This is a genomic window from Ruminococcus sp., from assembly GCF_019417665.1.
Lineage (GTDB): Bacteria > Bacillota > Clostridia > Oscillospirales > Ruminococcaceae > Ruminococcus_C.
The window spans coordinates 50632-70287 of the sequence record NZ_DXUU01000008.1 but is presented as its reverse complement, the minus strand read 5'-3'; the positions used below and the strand labels follow the sequence as shown (position 1 = coordinate 70287).

The following is a 19656-nucleotide window of genomic DNA, read 5'->3' as shown; positions in this document are numbered from 1 at the left end:
TACTTCCAGACATTCTGCTTGCCATTCAAGGGCTGTTTTAAGTTAATGACATTGGTAAAGTGACCGCTGCCGCCGTTGCAGAAAATGCATCCTCCCACAGAGACAGTGCCGTCCAGATTGGGACAGGTGAATCCGGCGTCGATGACGGCTTTTTGTATAGGTTGTCTGAAAGAATTGCAGTAGTGGTCATTGAGGGTGTGATATCGCATAGGCTGCATGTGGTTCAACTCCAGACAAAGAACCGGTGGGAAAGGAGAGGAGACCCACCGGTTCTTTTTTCTCTTTATAGAAAACGTACAGTTTCCGGTATAATTGCTGCCAGTTGGAGCAATTCAGAAGAATCAGGAAGGAAAAGACATGCCGGAAAATTCTGTACGAAATGGTTGGTCCGCTTCTTTAGAAGAAGCGGTAAGAAGAATGTATTCATGTGAAACAACTGTTTCAAATGAGCATGGATGTAGTATATCAGCTCATTGTGATTGAATTGTGAAAATTTGCTGGAAATTTTCTGAAAAGCAAGGCGGGTAAGAGAAAATGCACGGGATTTTGCGTATGGATTGAATCCCACCTCTTTGATAAAAATGGTAAAAATGGGTAAGAATAGTTTCTGCATTTTACGCAAAAAAATCCTTGCAAACAGCGGTGAACTGTGCTATAATAAAACATATAATGTCATTTTTCAGAGGACGGCAAAGTCCTGTGAAAATAGAAATGGAGAAGTGTTTTTATGGAGCGTCAGAACGATCGTGTTTCAACAGCGGTACCGGATGCACTGCGCCGTCAGATCCAATCTTATCTCTTTGCGGATCGTACTGTGGTGCGTGCCCATGTGCATAGCTTTGGCTGTCAGCTCAATGTATCTGACGGCGAACGGATCCGAGGGATGCTGATTGGACTGGGATTTACCCTGACGGATTCCTACGAGGATGCCGACCTGATCCTGTTCAACACCTGCGCTGTACGGGAAAGCGCTGAGGATCGGGTCTATGGCATCCTGGGCAATATCAAACAGTACAAGACCAGAAATCCCGATCTCATTTTGGTGCTCTGTGGTTGTATGGCTTCGGAGGAACATACGGCGGATTTCGTCCGAACTCATTATCCCTTTGTGGATATTGTATTTGGCACAGCGTCCCTGAACCGGTTTCCTCAGCTTCTGTTGGAACATTTTCAGGGGAAAAAATTTGCCTGCGATACAGGGGAATATGACGCTATGTATGAGGGTATTGTTCCATCTCGGGAACATCCCTTCAAAGCGGCTGTACCGGTTATGTTCGGCTGCAATAACTTCTGCACCTACTGTATCGTGCCCTACGTGAGAGGACGGGAGCGCAGCCGGAAACCAGAACAGATCCTGGAAGAAGTACGCCAGCTGGTTCAGGACGGCTATAAGGAGATCATGCTTCTGGGACAGAATGTTAACTCTTACGGCAAGGATCTAGAGGAATCTGTTTCCTTTGCGTCGCTGCTGCGGCAGATCGACGAGATTCCCGGCGAATTCGTTGTCCGGTTTCTGTCTTCCCACCCGAAGGATGCTACGCCGGAGCTGCTGGATACCATCCTGCACGGCGAGAAGATCGGGCGTCATCTCCATCTGCCGGTACAGTGCGGCAGCGATACTGTTCTGGCACAGATGAACCGGCGATACACCGTGGCGCAGTATCTGGAAATCGTGGCGTATCTCCGGCAGCAGGATCCGGATTTTTCTCTGACTACAGATCTGATCGTGGGATTTCCCAATGAATCAGAAGCAGATTTTCAGGGCACACTGAATTTGGTGCGCCGGGTGCAGTATGATAATATTTATACGTTTATTTATTCCAAACGCCGGGGCACAAAGGCGGCAGAGATCGTCGATCATACACCTGATGCGGAAAAGCGGCAGCGCATGGAACGCCTGCTGGCACTCCAGCGGGAGATCGCTGCGGAACATTACAAGCGGTTTCTCGGCAGGACACTGCGTGTTCTGGTGGAGGGGGAGAGCAAGCGGAAGGGCTATCTCATGGGAAAGGATAAGGCATTTATTATTGCGGAATTTCCCGGTGATCCGTCTCTCATCGGACAGTTTGTGGACGTCCGTGTGACCAATACCCGGAACTGGGCAGTAGAAGGCGTTTTGGCAGCAGAGGAGGAATTATCATGAACGCAGTAGAAGAAGCAGTACGCACGCTGGGAAAGGCAATTCAGGCGGATTCCCGTTATATAGCATATCACGAAGCAAAGGCAGCGAACGACGGAGACGAGGCACTGCAGGGGGATATCCAGGCATTCAACCTGAAGCGTATGTCCTATCAGCACGAAATGGAAAAGTCTGAGGAAAAGCGGGACAGTGTAAAGATGCAGCAGCTGGAAACACAGGTACAGGAGATCTATGACCGTATCGTGACAAATCCCCACATGGCTGCATTCCAGGCGGCAAAAGAGGCAATGGATGCCATGATGCAGGAGGTGGATATGATCCTGACCCTGTGCGCCAACGGCGAGGATCCCGACACCTGTCACCCGGATCTTTCCAATTGTACCGGGAACTGTGCATCCTGCGGCGGCTGCCACTGATGTTCGCACAATGCAGCAAGGAGATGAGGTGAAAGCATGAATCTGGCAGATATCCCCAAGGAAAAGCTGTCGCCAGGAATGCGGCAGTATGCAGAGATGAAAGAGAAGTACAGCGACTGCGTGGTATTTTTCCGTCTGGGCGACTTCTATGAAATGTTTTTCGAGGACGCCATTCAAGTGTCCCGGGAGCTGGAATTGACACTGACCAGTAAGGAGTGCGGTCTGGAAGAACGTGCGCCTATGTGCGGCGTGCCCTATCACAGCGTGGAACTGTACCTGAAACGTCTGGTGGACCGTGGCTATAAGATCGCTATCTGTGAGCAGCTTACAGATCCTGCCCTCAGCAAGGGGCTTGTGGAACGTGATGTGGTACGCATTGTGACACCTGGTACGGTTATTGAGAGCAGTATGCTGGAGGATGATTCCAATAATTATATGTGCTCTATGTACTATGGAAATGATGGCTCTTGCGCCTTGTGCTTTGCCGATCTTTCCACGGGGGAGATGTCCCTGTGCGTACCCCAGGAATCCAACGATCTGACGGTGCGTGTCATGGATACCTTGTCACGCTATTCCCCCTCGGAACTGGTATTGAACGCACAGGCGCTGTCCCTGAAACCGGTCATGGATTTCATCAAGGTACGACTGCAATGCGCTGTTTCTCTGCGGGATGACGTATGCTTTGACCTCACACAGGGCAGGGAACTGATCTGTCAGCAGTTCGGCGTGTCGTCTCTAGAGATGCTGGGCATTTCCGAGGACGGTGCGGATGCCTGCGCTGTCTGCGGTATGCTGGACTATATCCGTGAGACACAGAAGCGGAATATTGCACGGTTTGTTTCCATTGAAGTCAACGATAGTGCAGCGGCAATGGGACTGGATCTGGGTGCCAGACGGAATCTGGAGCTGACGGAGACCATCCGCAATAAGGAACGGAAAGGTTCCCTCCTCTGGCTGCTGGACGATGCCAGAACTGCTATGGGCAAGCGGCTCCTGAAAACCTGGCTGGAACAGCCCTTGGTACAGCCGGTGAAGATCATGGCACGGCTGGATGCCGTGGAAGCATTTGTGAAAAATAGCTTGGTGCTCATGGAAGTCCGGTCACTGCTGGATAACGTTTATGACCTGGAACGGCTCATGACACGTGTGATCTACCAGAAGGCAACGCCACGTGATCTGAAATCCCTATCCATGACGGCGCAGCAGCTCCCGGCACTGAAAGCGGAATTGCAGAAGCTGTCCTCGTCCCGGCTGATCTCGTCTTTGGAGCAGCAGATCTCGCCGCTGGAACATGCAGCGGCTCTGGTAGAAAATGCCATTGTAGATGATCCGCCCATTACGCTGAAAGATGGTGGTGTTATCCGGGACGGTTTCCACGAGGAACTGGATCGCCAGCGGAAGATCATGAACGGCGGCACCCAAATCATTGACGAAATTCTACAGCGGGAACGGGAACGTACCGGTATTAAAGGCTTGAAGATCGGCTATAACCGTGTGTTCGGCTATTATCTGGAAGTGACGCGGTCGTACTACGATTTGATCCCCTCAGATTATATCCGCAAGCAGACCCTCGCCAATAGTGAGCGGTTTATTACCGAAGAACTGAAAACCGTAGAGAATGAAATTCTTGGCGCAAAGGATCGTGTGCTCCGGTTGGAAGAGGGTATCTTCAACGAAGTGCGTGACTGTCTGGGGGCAATGCTGAAAAGCGTACAGGAAACGGCGGCAGCTGTGGCGCAGGTGGATGTACTGGCATCCTTTGCCAATGTTGCTATGGAAAACGACTATACCAAGCCGGAGATTGCCGTAGACGGAAGCATCCAGATCACTGCCGGACGGCATCCCGTGGTAGAGCGTATGTTGACAGAGGAAGTTTTTGTGCCCAATGATACCTATCTGGATACCAAGTCCCAGCGGATGCTCATGATCACCGGACCGAATATGGCTGGTAAATCTACATATATGCGTCAGGTGGCACTGATTACACTTATGGCGCAGATCGGTTCCTTTGTGCCGGCGGAATATGCGAAAATATCCGTAGTAGACAAGATCTTTACTCGTATCGGCGCATCGGATGATCTGACTGCCGGACAGAGTACCTTCATGGTAGAGATGAAAGAGGTTTCGGATATCCTGAACTATGCCACGAAGAACAGTCTTGTTATTCTGGACGAGGTAGGAAGAGGTACTTCCACTCTGGACGGCGTCAGCATTGCACGTGCCGTTGCGGAATACATCAGCAGCCGGAAGATCGGTTGTAAGACCCTGTTTGCAACCCATTATCACGAACTTCTCGATCTGGAACAGGAGATCGATGGTGTGAAGAATTATAGCGTTGCCGTGAAAAAGCACGGAGATTCCATACGGTTTCTGCGTAAGATCGTGCCCGGCGGCGTAGATGACAGTTATGGCATTGCTGTAGCAAAGCTTGCCGGTCTGCCGGATCAGGTGGTAAAGCGTGCCAAGCAGCTGCTGGCAGAGATGGAGGTACAAGCGGCATCGGGTGCAGGCGAGAAACATGCCCAGTCCGGACAAATCAGTTTCGCTGCCATGCAGCAGGAGCGTGTCATTGCCGCCCTGCAAAAGACACATCTGGCAGAGCTGAGCGATACAGAATGTCGGGAACTGCTGGCAGATCTGACAGCAATGCTGTCGTAATTGGAATGAGGAGTTAGGAATGATGGTGTTCGCTGCGTTCACATATTTAAGATATATCTTCGCAGGAGATGCCATCATTCCTAATTCCTAATTTGTTTTTTCATCTCCCTTGAAAAAGGAGCAAGTGTAAATTATCCCAGGAAAGAAGGTGTTGTCATGCCGCATATTACAGTGCTGCGGAAAGAGATCTCGGAGTTGATCGCCGCCGGTGAGGTCATTGAGCGTCCGGCGTCCGTCATCAAGGAAGTGGTTGAAAATGCCATTGATGCCGGAGCGAAACATATTACCGTGGAGATTAAAAACGGCGGTACGACCTATATGCGTATTGTGGACGATGGCTGCGGCATGGCACCGTCGGAAGTGCCCACGGCATTTCTCCGCCATGCCACCAGTAAAATCATAGAAAAAGAAGACCTCGACCAGATTTTCACTCTGGGATTCCGGGGGGAGGCATTGGCGTCCATTGCGGCTGTGGCAAAGGTCACGGTGCTGACCAAACGGAAAGAGGACGAATATGGCACTAGTTATACCATTGAGGGCGGCATTGCCGGAGAACCAGAACAGACAGGCTGTCCCGATGGTACCACACTGATGATCCGGGACTTGTTCTTCAATGTGCCGGTACGTCAGAAATTCATGAAGCGAGATGTCGCCGAAGCCAACGCTGTCAGCCAGATCGTTCAGAAGATCGCACTGTCCCATCCGGATATTGCCTTCCGGATGATCCGGGATAACCGAGCGGAATTCCGTACAGACGGAAGCGACGATCTCTATGCTGCCATCTATGCTATTTGCGGCAAGGAATTTGCCCACGATATGATTCCGGTGGACTATGCAGACGGTATGAACACTGTCCGGGGCTTCGTGGGAAAACCCTTGTATTCTCGTTCCAACCGGACATTCCAGAACTTCTTCATCAACGGCAGATATGTCCGTTCGAAGCAGTGCAGCGTTGCACTGGAAAATGCCTATCAGAATCTCATTATGGTAGGGAAGTTCCCCGCCTGTGTGCTGATGCTTCAGGTACCGCCGGCGCAGGTGGATGTTAATATTCATCCGGCAAAGGCAGAGGTACGGTTTTCCAACGAAAAAGCCGTTATGGACAGCCTGTTTTTTGCGGTGAAAAATGCTCTCATGCAAAACGGTCTGATCTATGACTTTCAGATGGAGCGTGTGCCTCAGAAGGACTGGACTGCATCTACGAAACCCCAACAGGAATTTGTCCAGCCGGCACTGCCGTCACCGTCAGAACCTGAGGAAGAACCGGAAGTATTCCTGCCGCCGGAGACACGCCACCCGGAATCGATGCAAAAAAATACGGTTTCTCCGCTGACGGCTGCCAGGACTGCTGTCACGATTCCCCAGAGAACAAGAGTGCAGCCGGAAATTGCACCGGAGAAAAAGATAGCGGATGCGCCGGCATTGAAAACAGCTGTACCGGAAGAGACCACGGTCTCTGTGGGAGGCTATGCCTTCTTAGATGATCGTGCCTTTGCGGCAAGACCGAAGCCTGCGCCGCAGGTATCGTCTCAACCGGAACAATTTCCGCCGCCGGAGAAAAAACACAGCAAGATCCGTGTCTTGGGAGAAATATTCCAAAACTATATTCTGGCAGAGGCGGAGGATGAGGAAAAGCTGTTGATCTTCGACAAGCACGCAGCCCACGAACGGGTGATCTTCGAACGTCTGCGTTCTGGTGCAACAAAGCAGACCAGCCAGATGCTGCTTCGTCCCACAGAGACGCTTTTATCCATGCAGGAATTTTCAGCGGTGCAGGAGAATCTGCCCCGGCTGGCGGAAATGGGCTTTTCCTTTGATTGCAGTACACCGCCCCAGTTGATCACCACTGCAGTGCCATCCTTTGTGCTGGAACTGAATCTGGACGAGGTGATTGCGGAAATTGCTCATAATCTTGCATTGGGCAAGGCAGATCCCCAGGTACATACCTTTCATGATATGCTCCACTCCATCGCTTGCAAATCGGCGATCCGTTCCGGTGATCGCACGGATATTCAGGAGATGCAGAAGCTGGCGCAGGAAGTCTGGGAAAACGAGGAGATCCGGCACTGTCCCCACGGCAGACCGGTGATGTTTGTCATTCGAAAATACGACTTGGAAAAGCAATTCCGGAGGACGTGACCCATGACAGAAACGGAAAAAATACCAGTACTGGCTGTGGTGGGACCTACGGCATCCGGAAAAACAGCCCTCGGTGTGATGTTGTCTCAACTGTACGGCGGAGAGGTGGTCTCTGCGGATTCCATGCAGATCTATACGGGGCTGGACATTGCCACTGCAAAGCCTTCGTCCGAGGAACAGCAGGGGGTACCCCATCACCTGATCGGGTTTGTGCCTATGGATACTGCATTCAGCGTAGCGGATTATCTGACACTGGCAAAGCCCCTTATTGAGCAGATTCATGGGCGAAAGCATTTGCCTGTCATTGTAGGCGGTACGGGACTTTATGTCTCCTCACTGCTGTCCAATGTCCAGCTTGCCCCTACGAAACAGGATCCGGTACTGCGGCAGGAACTTTTGGCATATGCATCCGCCCATGGAAACAAAGCGCTTCACGCACGTCTGGAACAGCTTGATCCCTTGGCAGCGGCGGATATACATCCCAACAATCTGGTTCGGGTGGTACGTGCTCTGGAAGTATGCATGACCACGGGAAAAACCTTTACAGAATGCAAGGTGGAAAGTCATCGTCTGCCAAGCCCATATCATTCTTTGCAGATCGGGCTGACCTTTGCTGACCGTGCACTGCTGTACGAACGTATCAACGCAAGGGTAGATCAGATGGTGCAGAATGGGCTGGTGGAAGAAGCATATGCTGTTTATCAGAACGAGGCGCTCCGTACAGCATATCATGCCATCGGTTATAAGGAATTGATACCATATTTCGAAAAAACCATGTCCTTTGACGAATGTATCGACAAAATCAAACAGGAAACCCGAAGATATGCCAAACGACAGTTGACATGGTTTCGTAAAAATAGTGCAATTCAGTGGATAATTATCGACAAATTTGACAAGAAACAAGAAATCTTGGAAAAATGTCAAAAAATTATAGCCAAGTCCGATTTAATGTGCTATAATATAGAGTGAGCTTTCGTTGAAACAGAGAGAGAAAGCATATGTTTGATAAAAAAGGAGATCTCAGCAATGAATAAACTTTTGAATCTTCAGGATGTGTTTCTGAATCAGGCAAGAAAAGAACGGATCGGTGTCACGATCTTTCTGACAAACGGGTATCAGTTTAAGGGAACTGTCAAGGGGTTCGATAGCTATATTGTGATCCTTGAGTGTGATGGTAAACAGAATCTGGTGTACAAGCACGCCATTTCTACCGTCATCCCGGCACATCCCATTTCGATTCTGGATGCCGAGGAAAAAGAATTTTGATTTTGTGAGGTAATGCTGCTATGAACTCCAGCAATAAAATGAATAACGTTTTGCTGGTGCTGCTCTCTGCCTCTGTCCTTGTGACCATCGGTACGATCTTCTATCACTTCGTAGATACCAGCTATGAGACCGAAACGGCGATCCGGGCGACTGCGGATGAATCCAAGATCTTTGAGGGCGTTTATGTCCGGGATGAAACTGTTCTCACCTACAGCGGCACCGGTACAGTCAGCTATCAGGTGCCTGACGGTGGGAAGGTCGCAGTGGGTGATGTCATCGCAGAGATCTATCCGGACGAAGCGTCTATCGAACAGAAACAGCAGATCGCAGCATTGCAGGATAAGCTGGATGTTCTGGAGCGCATCTCCAATACTGGTACGCTGGCAGAAGCCCAGCCTGCTGACTTGTCCCGTCAGATCTCTCAGTATTATAAAGAGATCGTGCAGAACCGGGATCGGTCGGATATCAGCGCTATGGCTTCCGCTGAACAGAAGTTCGTAGAGGCATACAGTACCTACCAGATCGTTGTCAGTCAGGGTGAGGTTTCCTTTTCCCAGCAGATCAGTGATCTCAGGACCCAGATACAATCCCTGGAAAGTGCCCAGACACAGTTCGTGGGGACAGTCACATCAGAGAATTCTTCTTACTTCGTCAGTTATACAGATGGATTGGAGTCGTCTCTGACTGCTGAGAAACTTTCTGATATTACGCCGGAACAGATCAGGAAGATCACCCAGGAAGAAAAAAACAGCGATGATACAAAAACGGCGAAGAATAATGGTGTCATCGGAAAATCCATTGCCCAGTACGGCTGGTACATGGTGGGTATCATCGACAACAAGGAACAGAAGTACAAGGTAGGGGATACTGTTACACTGAAACTTTTGACCTCTTCTGCTACTGCCAGCGCAACGGTTCAGGAACTGCGCAGCACCGACGAGGACGGCGAAGTGATGGTTGTTCTGTACTGCGACACCATGACCTCGGATTTTGTCCAAAACCGCACGGAAAATGTGGAGATGATCCTGGGAGAATATGAGGGCATCAAAGTACCTCGTGATGCGATACGCTTCAAAGATGTAGAAGAAACTGTCGTAGATGAAGAGACCGGTGAGGAAACCACCCAGGTGGTGAACAGCCGGGGCGTCTATGTGCAGGATGGGGAAAAAATCGAGTTTCGCCGCTTGGATGTGGTCTATGAAGGCAAGGATTATGTGCTTTCGGATATGAACGCCGGGGATGGCTATCTGATGCTTTACGATTCTGTCATTGTGGAAGGGATTGATGCAAATGGAAACTAACTTTGGGTATATCGATGAAAATTACAGACGGATCATCTATGAGATAGAAGAGGCAAAGGCGAAATACCGTAAACCTGAAGAAAAAATCATTCTTATGGCAGTCACCAAAACGGTTGCGCCTGAGGCGGTGAATCACGCCATTGGCTGCGGTATCCGGACGCTGGGAGAAAACCGTGTTCAGGAATTCTTGTCCAAAAAGGAGTTCTATCTGCCGGAAGCAGAGGTGCACTTCATCGGGCATCTCCAAAGCAATAAAGTGAAATATATCATTGAGGATATGACACTGATCCATTCCGTAGACAGCTTTCGCCTTGCTGCGGAGATCGACCGCCATGCGGCGCGAGTTCAGAAGGTGCAGGATATTCTCATTGAGGTGAACGTGGGTAGAGAGGCATCCAAAAGCGGCGTTGCACCGGAACAGCTGGAAAAGCTATTATTAGAGATAGGGCAATTATCCTCTGTTCATGTATGTGGGCTTATGACCATCCCACCAGCAGGGGAAAATGAAAAATTTCTTTGCCAAATGCAACAACTTTATCTTGACATTTCGTCCAAAAAAATGGATAATATAGATATGGACATCTTGTCGATGGGAATGTCGGGAGATTATGCCGCCGCCATTCGTTATGGTTCGACACTTGTCCGGATCGGTTCCGCCTTGTTCGGAGCGAGAAAGTATTAGAATCTATTCCTGTAGAAATATGCAAATATTATAAAATTTTTATGGGTAAAGACCTTCCGTAAATTACATCCGCCATCCTAATGTGTGAGATGAAAAGGACACATCGTAACCGCACGCTCCACGGTGCTGTCTGTAATATCAACTTGTGCGGAGAATGGAGAGTATTATGAACGTATTAGACAGCTTGAAAGATTTTTTTATGCCGGCAGATGAGAATGAGCCGGAGACTTCCAATATGACTGCACCGGAAGAGGAGCCTTCTGCAGGTGCTTCGTCTGCTGCGTCTGCACCCACCAGCTATTCCAGACCGGCGTCTTATGACGAAGGCCGTGAGCGCAGAAACGAACGATATGCTACTATCAAGGCGACTGCACAGTTTCAGGTGGTGCTGGTAAAGGCAACTGCATACACTTCGGATTCCAAGAAAGTAGCTGACTATCTGATGCAGAACAAGACAGTTGTCCTAAACTTGGAGGGCATCAATGACGACGAAAAGCGCCGGATCATCGATTTTGTTGTGGGCGCAGCATATTCCATGCACGGCAGAATCAAACCTATTGCAAATCAGACATTCCTGATTATTCCTCAGAACGTCGGCTTTGACGGCGACAGCATCGTGGGTGAACTTCAGGACAGCGGTCTGGTTTAATTTCCCGGACAAGTATGGGTATGTCAGATTGCAAAGGCTCTGACCCTGTACAGCTCATGAAAGCCCACTGGAACGACTTGGCGGCACGCTGTGACCGGGATAGCCGTCCCTATTTCACAGATTTTGTGCCTCAGGAAGATGGCGTTATGGCAGAAGCCATTGCCCATGCCGCCGGTGTCACCTGTACCATGTGGGGCGGCGTGGAACATGCCCGGCGTGTATTGCTTTGCTTTGCGCCGGAATGGATCTCGGTGACCCGGGAACAGTTTCCTATACAATGCCTGACCTTTTCCTATCGGGCAGCAAAACCGCCGGAGCATCGTGATTTTCTGGGTGCTTTTATGGCGTGTAACCTGGAGCGAGGCACGGTGGGGGATATTCTCATCGATGCCCGCATGACCCAAGCGTTTGTGTGCGCCCATGTTGCCCCTATCATTGTGCAGGAGGTGCACCAGGTGGGAAAAGTTGGCGTCAGTGTGACGGAAAATGAGCCAGCGTGTCTGTCGGCAAATACGGCGTTTCTGACGCTGAACGGCACTGTGGCATCTCTGCGTGCAGACACAGTGGTGGCTTTTGTCACACGCCTGAGCCGGGAAAAGGCAGTGCAGCTTATTCGACAGGGAAGGCTGACCTGCCGTCATGCAGCGATTGAGACTCCTTCTGCATCCATGCAGATCGGGGATGTGTTTTCCATCCGGGGATACGGCAAATTTCTGCTGGAATCCATGGATGGCACGACCCGGAAAGGGAGATATCATATAACGATACAAAAATATCAGTGAGAGGAGATACCTTATGATTAGCGCAAGTGAAATCCATGAACTTCGGTTCGAAAAGGCTGCTTTTGGATATAAGCAGGAGGATATCGACGAATTCCTGAACAAACTGGAGGAAGAAGTCGAGATCGCGCAGCGGGAGCTGGAGGACAGCAATAATAAAATCCAGGTTCTGGCGGACAAGGTGCGGGAATACATGCGTGACGAGGATGCGCTGAAGGATGCGCTGCTCGGTGCACAGAAAGAAGGACACCGGATCATTGCCGATGCAAATGCACAGGCGGAGGAAATCATTGCAAAAGCAAAGGAAAAGGCGGATGCAATGATGGATGAGGTGACCGTACAGCATGACGCACTCATCGAAAAGAATGAAGCGGAAATTGAAGAGGCTCACAAGAAGTTGGCTGCTGCTAAAAAACAGGTCGCTGATTTCAAGAAGGCGCTCTTTGATATGTATAAAGAGCATCTGAATATGCTCTCTGCAATGCCGGAAGAGGATGATGATACCTTCGGCGTTTCAGAAGAGGCAGAAGCACCGAAGATGCCGGAAGAAGATGTGACAGCACCGTCTGCATCGGATCCGTTTGCTTCTGCACAGTTCTCTGCAAAGACCATCCAGGGCGCATATGACTCCCGGTTCGGAGATCTGCAGGACAAAGACTAATTTCAGGGAAAGGAGCGGCTTTTTGCCTGCGGGGAAAAGCCGGATCAAGCTATGTCACAGGATTATAATACTACCATTAATTTGCCGAAAACAGATTTTCCCATGCGTGGAAATCTGCCGAAACGGGAACCGGATACCTTGCAGAAATGGGAGGACGAGAACCTGTATGAGGCAATGATTGCCAAGAATGAGGGAAAGCCTCGCTATATTCTCCATGACGGTCCTCCCTATGCCAACGGTGAGATCCACTTGGGTACAGCGCTCAACAAGACGCTCAAGGATTTCATTATCAAGTATAAGAATATGAGCGGCTTTTGTGCACCCTATGTACCGGGCTGGGATACACACGGTCTGCCTATTGAGCTGAAAGCTATGAAGTCTATCGGCGTGGAAAATGGCGCTATTTCACCGGTAGAGCTGCGCAAGCACTGCAAGGATTTTGCCATGATGCATGTCAAGAATCAGATGGCACAGTTCAAGCGGCTGGGCAGTCTGGGGCATTACTGCGATCCGTATCTTACCCTGAAGCCGGAGTACGAAGCACGTCAGGTGGAAGTATTCGGCGAAATGGCAAAGCGTGGCTACATGTACAAGGGTCTGAAGCCCGTTTACTGGTGCCCAGACTGTAATACTGCTCTGGCAGAGGCGGAGATCGAGTATGAGAACGATCCCTGCTACTCCATCTATGTGAAATTCCAGGTGACAGACGACAAAGGTCTGTTTACAGATTTGGGTATTGCCAAGGAACAGGTGTATTTCGTCATCTGGACGACCACCACATGGACAATTCCGGGTAACCTGGCGATCTGTGTTGGTCCGTCCTATGAGTATACACTGGTAAAGGTGGGCGAGGAATACTACTGCATGGCAACAGAACTGGTTTCTGCTACCATGAAGGCCGCTGGTATTACCGAATACGAGATGGTAGGCACATTCCTGGGCAGCGACCTGGAGCATATCAAGACAAAGCATCCGCTGTACGACCGTCTTTCCCCGGTCATTGTGGGTGATCATGTCACTTTGGAAAGCGGAACTGGCTGTGTACATACCGCACCAGGCTACGGCGTAGAGGACTTTGAAGTCTGCAAAAATTACGACGATATCGGTATTCTCGTTTGCGTAGACGATAAGGGTCGTCAGACAGAAGAAGCCGGCGAATTTGCGGGAATGGATACGGACGAAGCCAACAAGGCGATTGCAGCGAAGCTGACAGAACTGGGCGCAATGCTGGCAACGGAAAAGATCGTCCACCAGTATCCCCACTGCTGGCGCTGCCACCAGCCCATTATTTACCGTGCAACAGAACAGTGGTTCTGCTCCGTAAACGGCTTTAAAGATGAAGCCATTCAGGCAATCGAAAACGTCCGCTGGATTCCGGAATGGGGCGAGGATCGTATCAAGGGAATGGTACGTGACCGTAGTGACTGGTGTATTTCCCGTCAGCGTACCTGGGGCGTACCGATTCCGATCATTTACTGTAAGGACTGCAAGAAGCCCATCGTCAACGATACCACCATCCGTGACATTGCGAACCTGTTCCGGAAGGAAGGCGCTGACGCATGGTGGACAAAGGAACTGTCGGAATTCCTGTCTCCGGAAGTACAGTGCGAATGCGGCTGCAAGGAGTTCACCAAGGAATTCGATATCATGGACGTATGGTTCGACAGCGGTGTTTCCCACTCGGCTGTCATGGAACAGTACGACTGCCTGCAGTGGCCGGCTGACTTGTATCTGGAAGGCGCTGACCAGTATCGCGGCTGGTTCCAGTCCTCTCTGCTGACCTCCGTGGTATATAAGGGCACGGCACCCTATAAGGCTGTCTGCACTCACGGCTGGGTGGTTGACGGCGAGGGCAGAAAGATGTCTAAGTCCCTGGGCAACGGCATTATGCCTGACGAGATCGTGAAGCAGTACGGCGCAGATATCCTGCGTCTGTGGGTGGCTTCCTCTGATTATCATTCCGACATTCGCATCTCCAAGGAGATTCTGGGACAGCTGTCGGATGCATACAAGAAGATTCGTAATACTGCCCGTTATATCTTGGGTAACCTGGGCAACGGCGACGGCTTCCACCCGGATCGTGACAGTGTATCTGATGATCAGCTGTTGGAACTGGATCGCTGGGCACTGATGCGTCTGGACAGCGTCATTGAAAAGGTGCATGAGGGCTACGAATCCTTTGATTTCCATGTGGTATTCCACGCCATTCATAATTACTGCACCACAGATCTGTCCAACTTCTATCTGGATATCATAAAAGATCGCCTGTACTGCGAGGCAGAGCATTCTGTAGAACGCCGTGCGGCACAGACTGCCATGTACCGTATCTTGAGTGCCATCACACGTCTGATCGCACCCATCCTCTCCTTTACGGCAGAGGAGATCTGGTTGTATCTGCCCCATTCTGCGGAGGATGATGCCAAGAGCGTATTCCTGAACGAAATGCCCAAGGCAAGCGGTATCACTGAGGATGCAGCTTTCCTGGCAAAGTGGGAGCTGATTTATCAGACTCGTATGGATGTCAACAAGGTGTTGGAGGAAAAGCGTAACGAAAAACTCATCGGCAAGTCTCTGGAAGCAGCTGTGACCATTTCCGTTGCAGATGATGCTCAATATGCGATTTTGTCTGAGGCAGCTGATGTGCTTGCCAAGGTGCTGATCGTTTCTTCTGTCAGTGTAGTCAAGGCAGACGCCGGTGAGACAACTTATACAGTGGAACGTGCTTCCGGAGAAAAGTGCGAGCGCTGCTGGATGTATCTGGACAGTGTGGGCAAGAATGCTGCACATCCGACCCTTTGCGCACGCTGCGCTTCGGTTGTATCGGAGTCCTGACGGGAAAGGAATCATTTGTGCTGATCGTTGCATTGATTGGAATTATTTTGCTGACTGTCATTGATCAGCTGATAAAATACTGGGCAATTCAGGAATTAAAGCCCGTGGGGGAAATGCAGTTTCTGCATTTCGGTGACACGGAGATTCTGGGGCTGCGTTATCTGGAAAATGACGGTGCTGTGTTTAGCAGCTTTTCGGGAATGCGCTGGCTGCTGATCGTGCTGACGTCTGCTTTAATGGGAGTTTGTATCTACTGGCTCATTCACCGGGGAAAACGATCGAAACTTCTGACGGCGAGTCTGACGTTGATTATCGGCGGCGGCATTGGGAATCTCATCGACCGGATATTCCGGGGCGGACTTGTGGTGGATTATCTGGACGTCAAGCTGTTTCACTTTGCCGTTTTCAACTTCGCAGACTGCTGCGTCGTCATCGGCGTGATTCTCTTTGCTCTGTACTTCTTCCTGATCGACCCAAAGCTGGAAAAGCAGGGGAAAGAGGGCACTGTATCCGGAACTGCCGAAAAGGAGTCGGAGAATGTCTGAGACAATGACCTTGCAAATCCCACCGGAAGGGGCAGGGGAACGGCTGGACAAATGGCTGGCAGCGCAGGAGTCTGTTTCTCTGACACGTTCTCTGCTACAATCCCGCATGGAACAGGGACATATTACCGTAAATGGAAAGTCTGTCCCAAAGAATTACCGCCAGCACAGCGGCGATGTGGTGGAGATCGTGCTGCCCGAACCGGAACCGCTTTCGCTGGAGCCGGAAAATATTCCCCTGGATATCGTCTATGAAGATGACGATGTACTGGTGGTGAATAAGCCTAAGGGAATGGTGGTGCATCCTGCACCGGGACATGCCACGGGAACGTTGGTGCACGCTTTGCTCTATCACTGCGGCGAACGGCTCTCCGGTATCAACGGCGTGATTCGACCGGGTATCGTGCACCGTATCGACCGCTTTACCAGCGGCTTGCTCATGGTGGCGAAAAATGATATTGCTCACCAGGCACTGTCAGAGCAGATTCAAGCGCATACCTTTACACGGGAATACCAGGCAGTGGCAATGGGACATTTTCGGGAGTCTGCGGGAACGATCTCGGCATCTATCGGACGGCATCCGGTAGATCGAAAAAAAATGTGCGTGACCCAGAAGAATGCCAAGCCGGCCGTGACACATTATGAGGTGCTGGCAGAATATCAGCGTGCCACCCATCTGCGGCTGCGGCTGGAGACAGGGCGTACTCACCAGATTCGTGTGCATTTGGCATACATGGGACATCCGGTGCTGGGAGATGATGTCTATGGAAAGGCGTTTCCTGGCATTGAGGGGCAGTGCCTCCACGCCGCCAAGATCGGATTTCTTCATCCGACTACTGGCGCATATCTGGAATTCGAAAGCCCCTTGCCAGACTATTTTGAAAAAGTACTTCGAAAACTGAAATCCTGAAAAGGAGCGTGCCTATGGAAACACTGGAGAACACTCTGCTGCTCACGGACTTGGACGGAACACTGCTGCCTGCCAGCAAGGAGATCACTCCGGCAGATCTTGCAGCGATTACAGAATTCCGACAGAAAGGCGGCAAATTTGCTGTCGCCACTGGACGAACATTGCAGGCGTCGCAGCGGTATTTGCAAAAGCTGCAGCTGGATATGCCAGTGATCCTGTTCAACGGTGCGGCGATATACGACCCGGTTTCCGAGAAAATGCTGGATACGGTGACACTGCCGCCGGATGCGGTCTCCATAACACGGACAGTGCTGGATGCATTCCCGGATGTTTCGGCGGAGATCCTCCGGGAGAATGGCACATATGTAGCACGCATGACGGCATACGAAAAGGAACATCTGGAGATATGTCAGGTGGAACCCATCCTCATGATGCCGGAGGAAATCCCGGCAGGGGGATGGCTCAAGGTACTCTTTGCCATTGCACCGGAACGGATGCCCGAACTGACAGCGTTCTTCCGGAAACATAGCTGGGACTGTGCAGATTTTGTGCAGTCTGAGGCACGATTTTATGAAATGTTGCCCAAGGGCACCACAAAGGGAAGTGCACTGCGGAAATATCGAACACTGTGCGATATGCCGCAGCTGCGTATCGTGGCAGCCGGGGATTTCGATAACGATTTAGAAATGCTGCACGAAGCGGATATTAGTGCCTGTCCGTCCAACGCACAATCCTGTGTGAAAGAAATTGTAGATATTCAGCTTGAAAATTCCTGTGAAACACATGCAATTGCAGAGCTGATCGATCATATTTTATGCAGATTTTCCGAATAACTTTGCATTATTGCAAGGTTTCATATCAAAATCATTGGAGGTTCATAGAATGGATGAAATGACCAAAAAACAGCTGCAGGCAACAGCTTGCCGCATTCGAATGGGTGTTGTTGAGGGTACCTACAACGCAAAGTCCGGACATCCGGGTGGCTCTCTCTCGATCTGTGATACGTTGACCTATCTCTATTTTGCAAAAATGTACGTTGATCCGAAAAATCCCGATATGGCAGACCGTGACCGTCTGGTGCTGTCCAAGGGACACTGCGCACCGGCACTGTATTCCACGCTGGCAGAGCGTGGCTTCTTCCCCAAGGAAGAGCTGAAATCCCTGCGTCACATCGGTGCACTGCTTCAGGGACACCCCTGCATTCATATTCCGGGTGTGGATATGTCCAGCGGTTCTCTGGGCCAGGGCATCTCTGCTGCCTGCGGTATGGCACTGGCAGCAAAGATGGACAATGCTGCTTATAAGGTGTATACCATTCTGGGTGACGGTGAGATTGAAGAAGGTCAGGTCTGGGAGGCTGCCATGTTTGCAGCACATTATCAGCTGGATTCTTTGGTTGCCATTGTGGACAATAATGGTTTGCAGATCGATGGCAAGATCACCGATGTCTGCTCGCCGGAGCCGATTCCGGAGAAGTTCGAGGCATTTGGCTGGCATGTGATTCGCATGGACGCACATGATTTTGATTCCATCGAAGCAGCAATGCAGGAGGCAGAAACTGTCGTTGGAAAGCCGGTTGCCATCATTCAGAAGAGCGTCAAGGGTAAGGATGTTTCCTTTATGGAAAACCAGGTTGGCTGGCACGGCAAGGCACCGAATCAGGCAGAATATGAACAGGCAATGGCAGAGCTTTCTGCACAGCTGAAGGAACTGGAGGGTTAACGATGGCAGAGGTTCAGAAGAAAGCAACAAGAGAAAGCTATGGCGAAGCATTGCGTGACTTGGCGGAAAAGTATCCGGATTTGGTAGTACTGGACGCTGATCTTGCTGCCGCTACCAAAACCGGCATCTTCAAGAAGGCATATCCGGAACGTTTCTTTGACTGCGGTATTGCCGAAGCCAATATGATGGGCGTAGCTGCTGGTCTGGCAACTGTCGGAAAGATTCCCTTTGCCAGCACATTTGCCATGTTCGCAGCTGGCAGAGCCTTTGAGATCGTCCGCAATTCCATCGGTTATCCCCACCTGAACGTGAAGATCGGTGCAACCCATGCCGGTATTTCCGTGGGTGAGGACGGTGCGACCCACCAGTGCAATGAGGATATTGCCCTGATGCGTACCATTCCGGGCATGACCATCCTCAACCCGGCAGATGACGTAGAGGCAAAGGCTGCTGTAGAGGCTGCCATCCAGCATGAGGGTCCGGTTTATCTGCGTTTCGGCAGACTGGCTGCACCGATCTTCAACGATCCGGCAACTTACAAGTTCACCATCGGTAAAGGTCTGACACTTCATGAGGGCAGTGACCTGACACTAGTTGCCACTGGTCTTATGGTTTCCGAGGCGATGCAGGCTGCGGAGCAGCTGGAGGCTGAGGGTATCCATGCACGTGTACTGAATATCCATACCATCAAGCCTTTGGATACTGAGCTGATCTGCAAGGCAGCTTGTGAAACTGGTCTGTTGATAACTGTGGAAGAGCACAGCATTATTGGCGGTTTGGGCAGCGCAGTGGCAGAAGCGGTTACTTCCTGTTGCCCAGTTCCGGCAGTCCGCATCGGCGTCAATGACGAATATGGTCACTCTGGTCCGGCTGTGGATTTGCTCAAGGAGTTCGGACTCTGTGCAGATAACATTGCAGCTGTGGCGAAAAAGGCAGTTGCAGAGAAAAAGTAATTCTAT

17 protein-coding genes and 1 pseudogene are annotated in these 19656 nt (G+C 50.7%); 17 read left to right on the top strand and 1 reads right to left on the bottom strand.

The features are described from left to right. Positions 1 to 218, bottom strand: a pseudogene (locus tag QZ375_RS03855) (hypothetical protein); the annotation flags it as partial. 509 nt (positions 219 to 727) lie between these two features. Between QZ375_RS03855 and miaB the strand changes: the two are divergent. The 17 genes from miaB (at position 728) to QZ375_RS03770 (ending at position 19650) form a co-directional block, all read left to right on the top strand. Beyond that, positions 728 to 2143: a tRNA (N6-isopentenyl adenosine(37)-C2)-methylthiotransferase MiaB gene (gene miaB, locus QZ375_RS03850; protein ID WP_295215518.1), complete on the top strand. Its 1416-nt coding sequence runs from the start codon at positions 728 to 730 to the stop codon at positions 2141 to 2143. After that, positions 2140 to 2556, top strand: coding sequence for a YlbF family regulator (locus QZ375_RS03845; protein WP_295215514.1), 417 nt, complete (start codon positions 2140 to 2142; stop codon positions 2554 to 2556). Before miaB ends, QZ375_RS03845 begins: the two co-directional genes overlap by 4 nt. 36 nt (positions 2557 to 2592) lie before the next feature. Beyond that, positions 2593 to 5214, top strand: a complete 2622-nt coding sequence (mutS, locus tag QZ375_RS03840) for a DNA mismatch repair protein MutS (RefSeq protein WP_295215512.1) — start codon at positions 2593 to 2595, stop codon at positions 5212 to 5214. A 156-nt stretch (positions 5215 to 5370) separates the two neighbouring features. After that, entirely contained in the window at positions 5371 to 7353 is a 1983-nt protein-coding gene (gene mutL, locus QZ375_RS03835) for a DNA mismatch repair endonuclease MutL (RefSeq protein ID WP_295215509.1), read from the top strand. Positions 7354 to 7356: 3 nt separating this feature from the next. Beyond that, positions 7357 to 8322 (top strand): tRNA (adenosine(37)-N6)-dimethylallyltransferase MiaA, encoded by a 966-nt coding sequence (gene miaA, locus QZ375_RS03830; protein WP_295215507.1) that lies wholly within the window; start codon positions 7357 to 7359, stop codon positions 8320 to 8322. A 57-nt stretch (positions 8323 to 8379) separates the two neighbouring features. Beyond that, positions 8380 to 8619 (top strand): RNA chaperone Hfq, encoded by a 240-nt coding sequence (hfq, locus tag QZ375_RS03825; RefSeq protein WP_295215504.1) that lies wholly within the window; start codon positions 8380 to 8382, stop codon positions 8617 to 8619. 20 nt (positions 8620 to 8639) lie between these two features. Further along, entirely contained in the window at positions 8640 to 9920 is a 1281-nt protein-coding gene (locus QZ375_RS03820; protein WP_295215499.1) for an HlyD family efflux transporter periplasmic adaptor subunit, read from the top strand. Then, positions 9904 to 10602 carry a YggS family pyridoxal phosphate-dependent enzyme gene (locus QZ375_RS03815; RefSeq protein ID WP_295215495.1) on the top strand — a complete coding sequence of 233 codons (699 nt, stop codon included), beginning with the start codon at positions 9904 to 9906 and terminating at the stop codon, positions 10600 to 10602. Before QZ375_RS03820 ends, QZ375_RS03815 begins: the two co-directional genes overlap by 17 nt. Positions 10603 to 10768: 166 nt before the next feature. Continuing rightward, the gene (locus tag QZ375_RS03810; RefSeq protein WP_295215490.1) at positions 10769 to 11251 is read left to right on the top strand and encodes a cell division protein SepF; all 483 of its coding nucleotides are present in this window, start codon (positions 10769 to 10771) and stop codon (positions 11249 to 11251) included. 20 nt (positions 11252 to 11271) lie between these two features. Beyond that, on the top strand, positions 11272 to 12033 hold the full coding sequence (locus tag QZ375_RS03805; protein WP_295215487.1) for a YlmH/Sll1252 family protein: 762 nt from the start codon (positions 11272 to 11274) through the stop codon (positions 12031 to 12033). Between the two features lie 13 nt (positions 12034 to 12046). Beyond that, on the top strand, positions 12047 to 12691 hold the full coding sequence (locus tag QZ375_RS03800) for a DivIVA domain-containing protein (RefSeq protein ID WP_295215483.1): 645 nt from the start codon (positions 12047 to 12049) through the stop codon (positions 12689 to 12691). A gap of 51 nt (positions 12692 to 12742) precedes the next feature. Continuing rightward, complete coding sequence (gene ileS, locus QZ375_RS03795) at positions 12743 to 15523, top strand: isoleucine--tRNA ligase (protein WP_295215481.1); 2781 nt, start codon at positions 12743 to 12745, stop codon at positions 15521 to 15523. 17 nt (positions 15524 to 15540) lie between these two features. Next, entirely contained in the window at positions 15541 to 16068 is a 528-nt protein-coding gene (gene lspA / locus QZ375_RS03790) for a signal peptidase II (RefSeq protein ID WP_295215479.1), read from the top strand. Next, entirely contained in the window at positions 16061 to 16975 is a 915-nt protein-coding gene (locus QZ375_RS03785; RefSeq protein ID WP_295215476.1) for an RluA family pseudouridine synthase, read from the top strand. Before lspA ends, QZ375_RS03785 begins: the two co-directional genes overlap by 8 nt. Before the next feature lie 14 nt (positions 16976 to 16989). Next, entirely contained in the window at positions 16990 to 17808 is an 819-nt protein-coding gene (locus tag QZ375_RS03780; protein ID WP_295215473.1) for an HAD-IIB family hydrolase, read from the top strand. 49 nt (positions 17809 to 17857) lie between these two features. Next, on the top strand, positions 17858 to 18697 hold the full coding sequence (locus QZ375_RS03775; RefSeq protein WP_295215470.1) for a transketolase: 840 nt from the start codon (positions 17858 to 17860) through the stop codon (positions 18695 to 18697). Positions 18698 to 18699: 2 nt separating this feature from the next. Continuing rightward, entirely contained in the window at positions 18700 to 19650 is a 951-nt protein-coding gene (locus tag QZ375_RS03770) for a transketolase family protein (RefSeq protein ID WP_295215468.1), read from the top strand. Positions 19651 to 19656 lie beyond the last annotated feature (6 nt).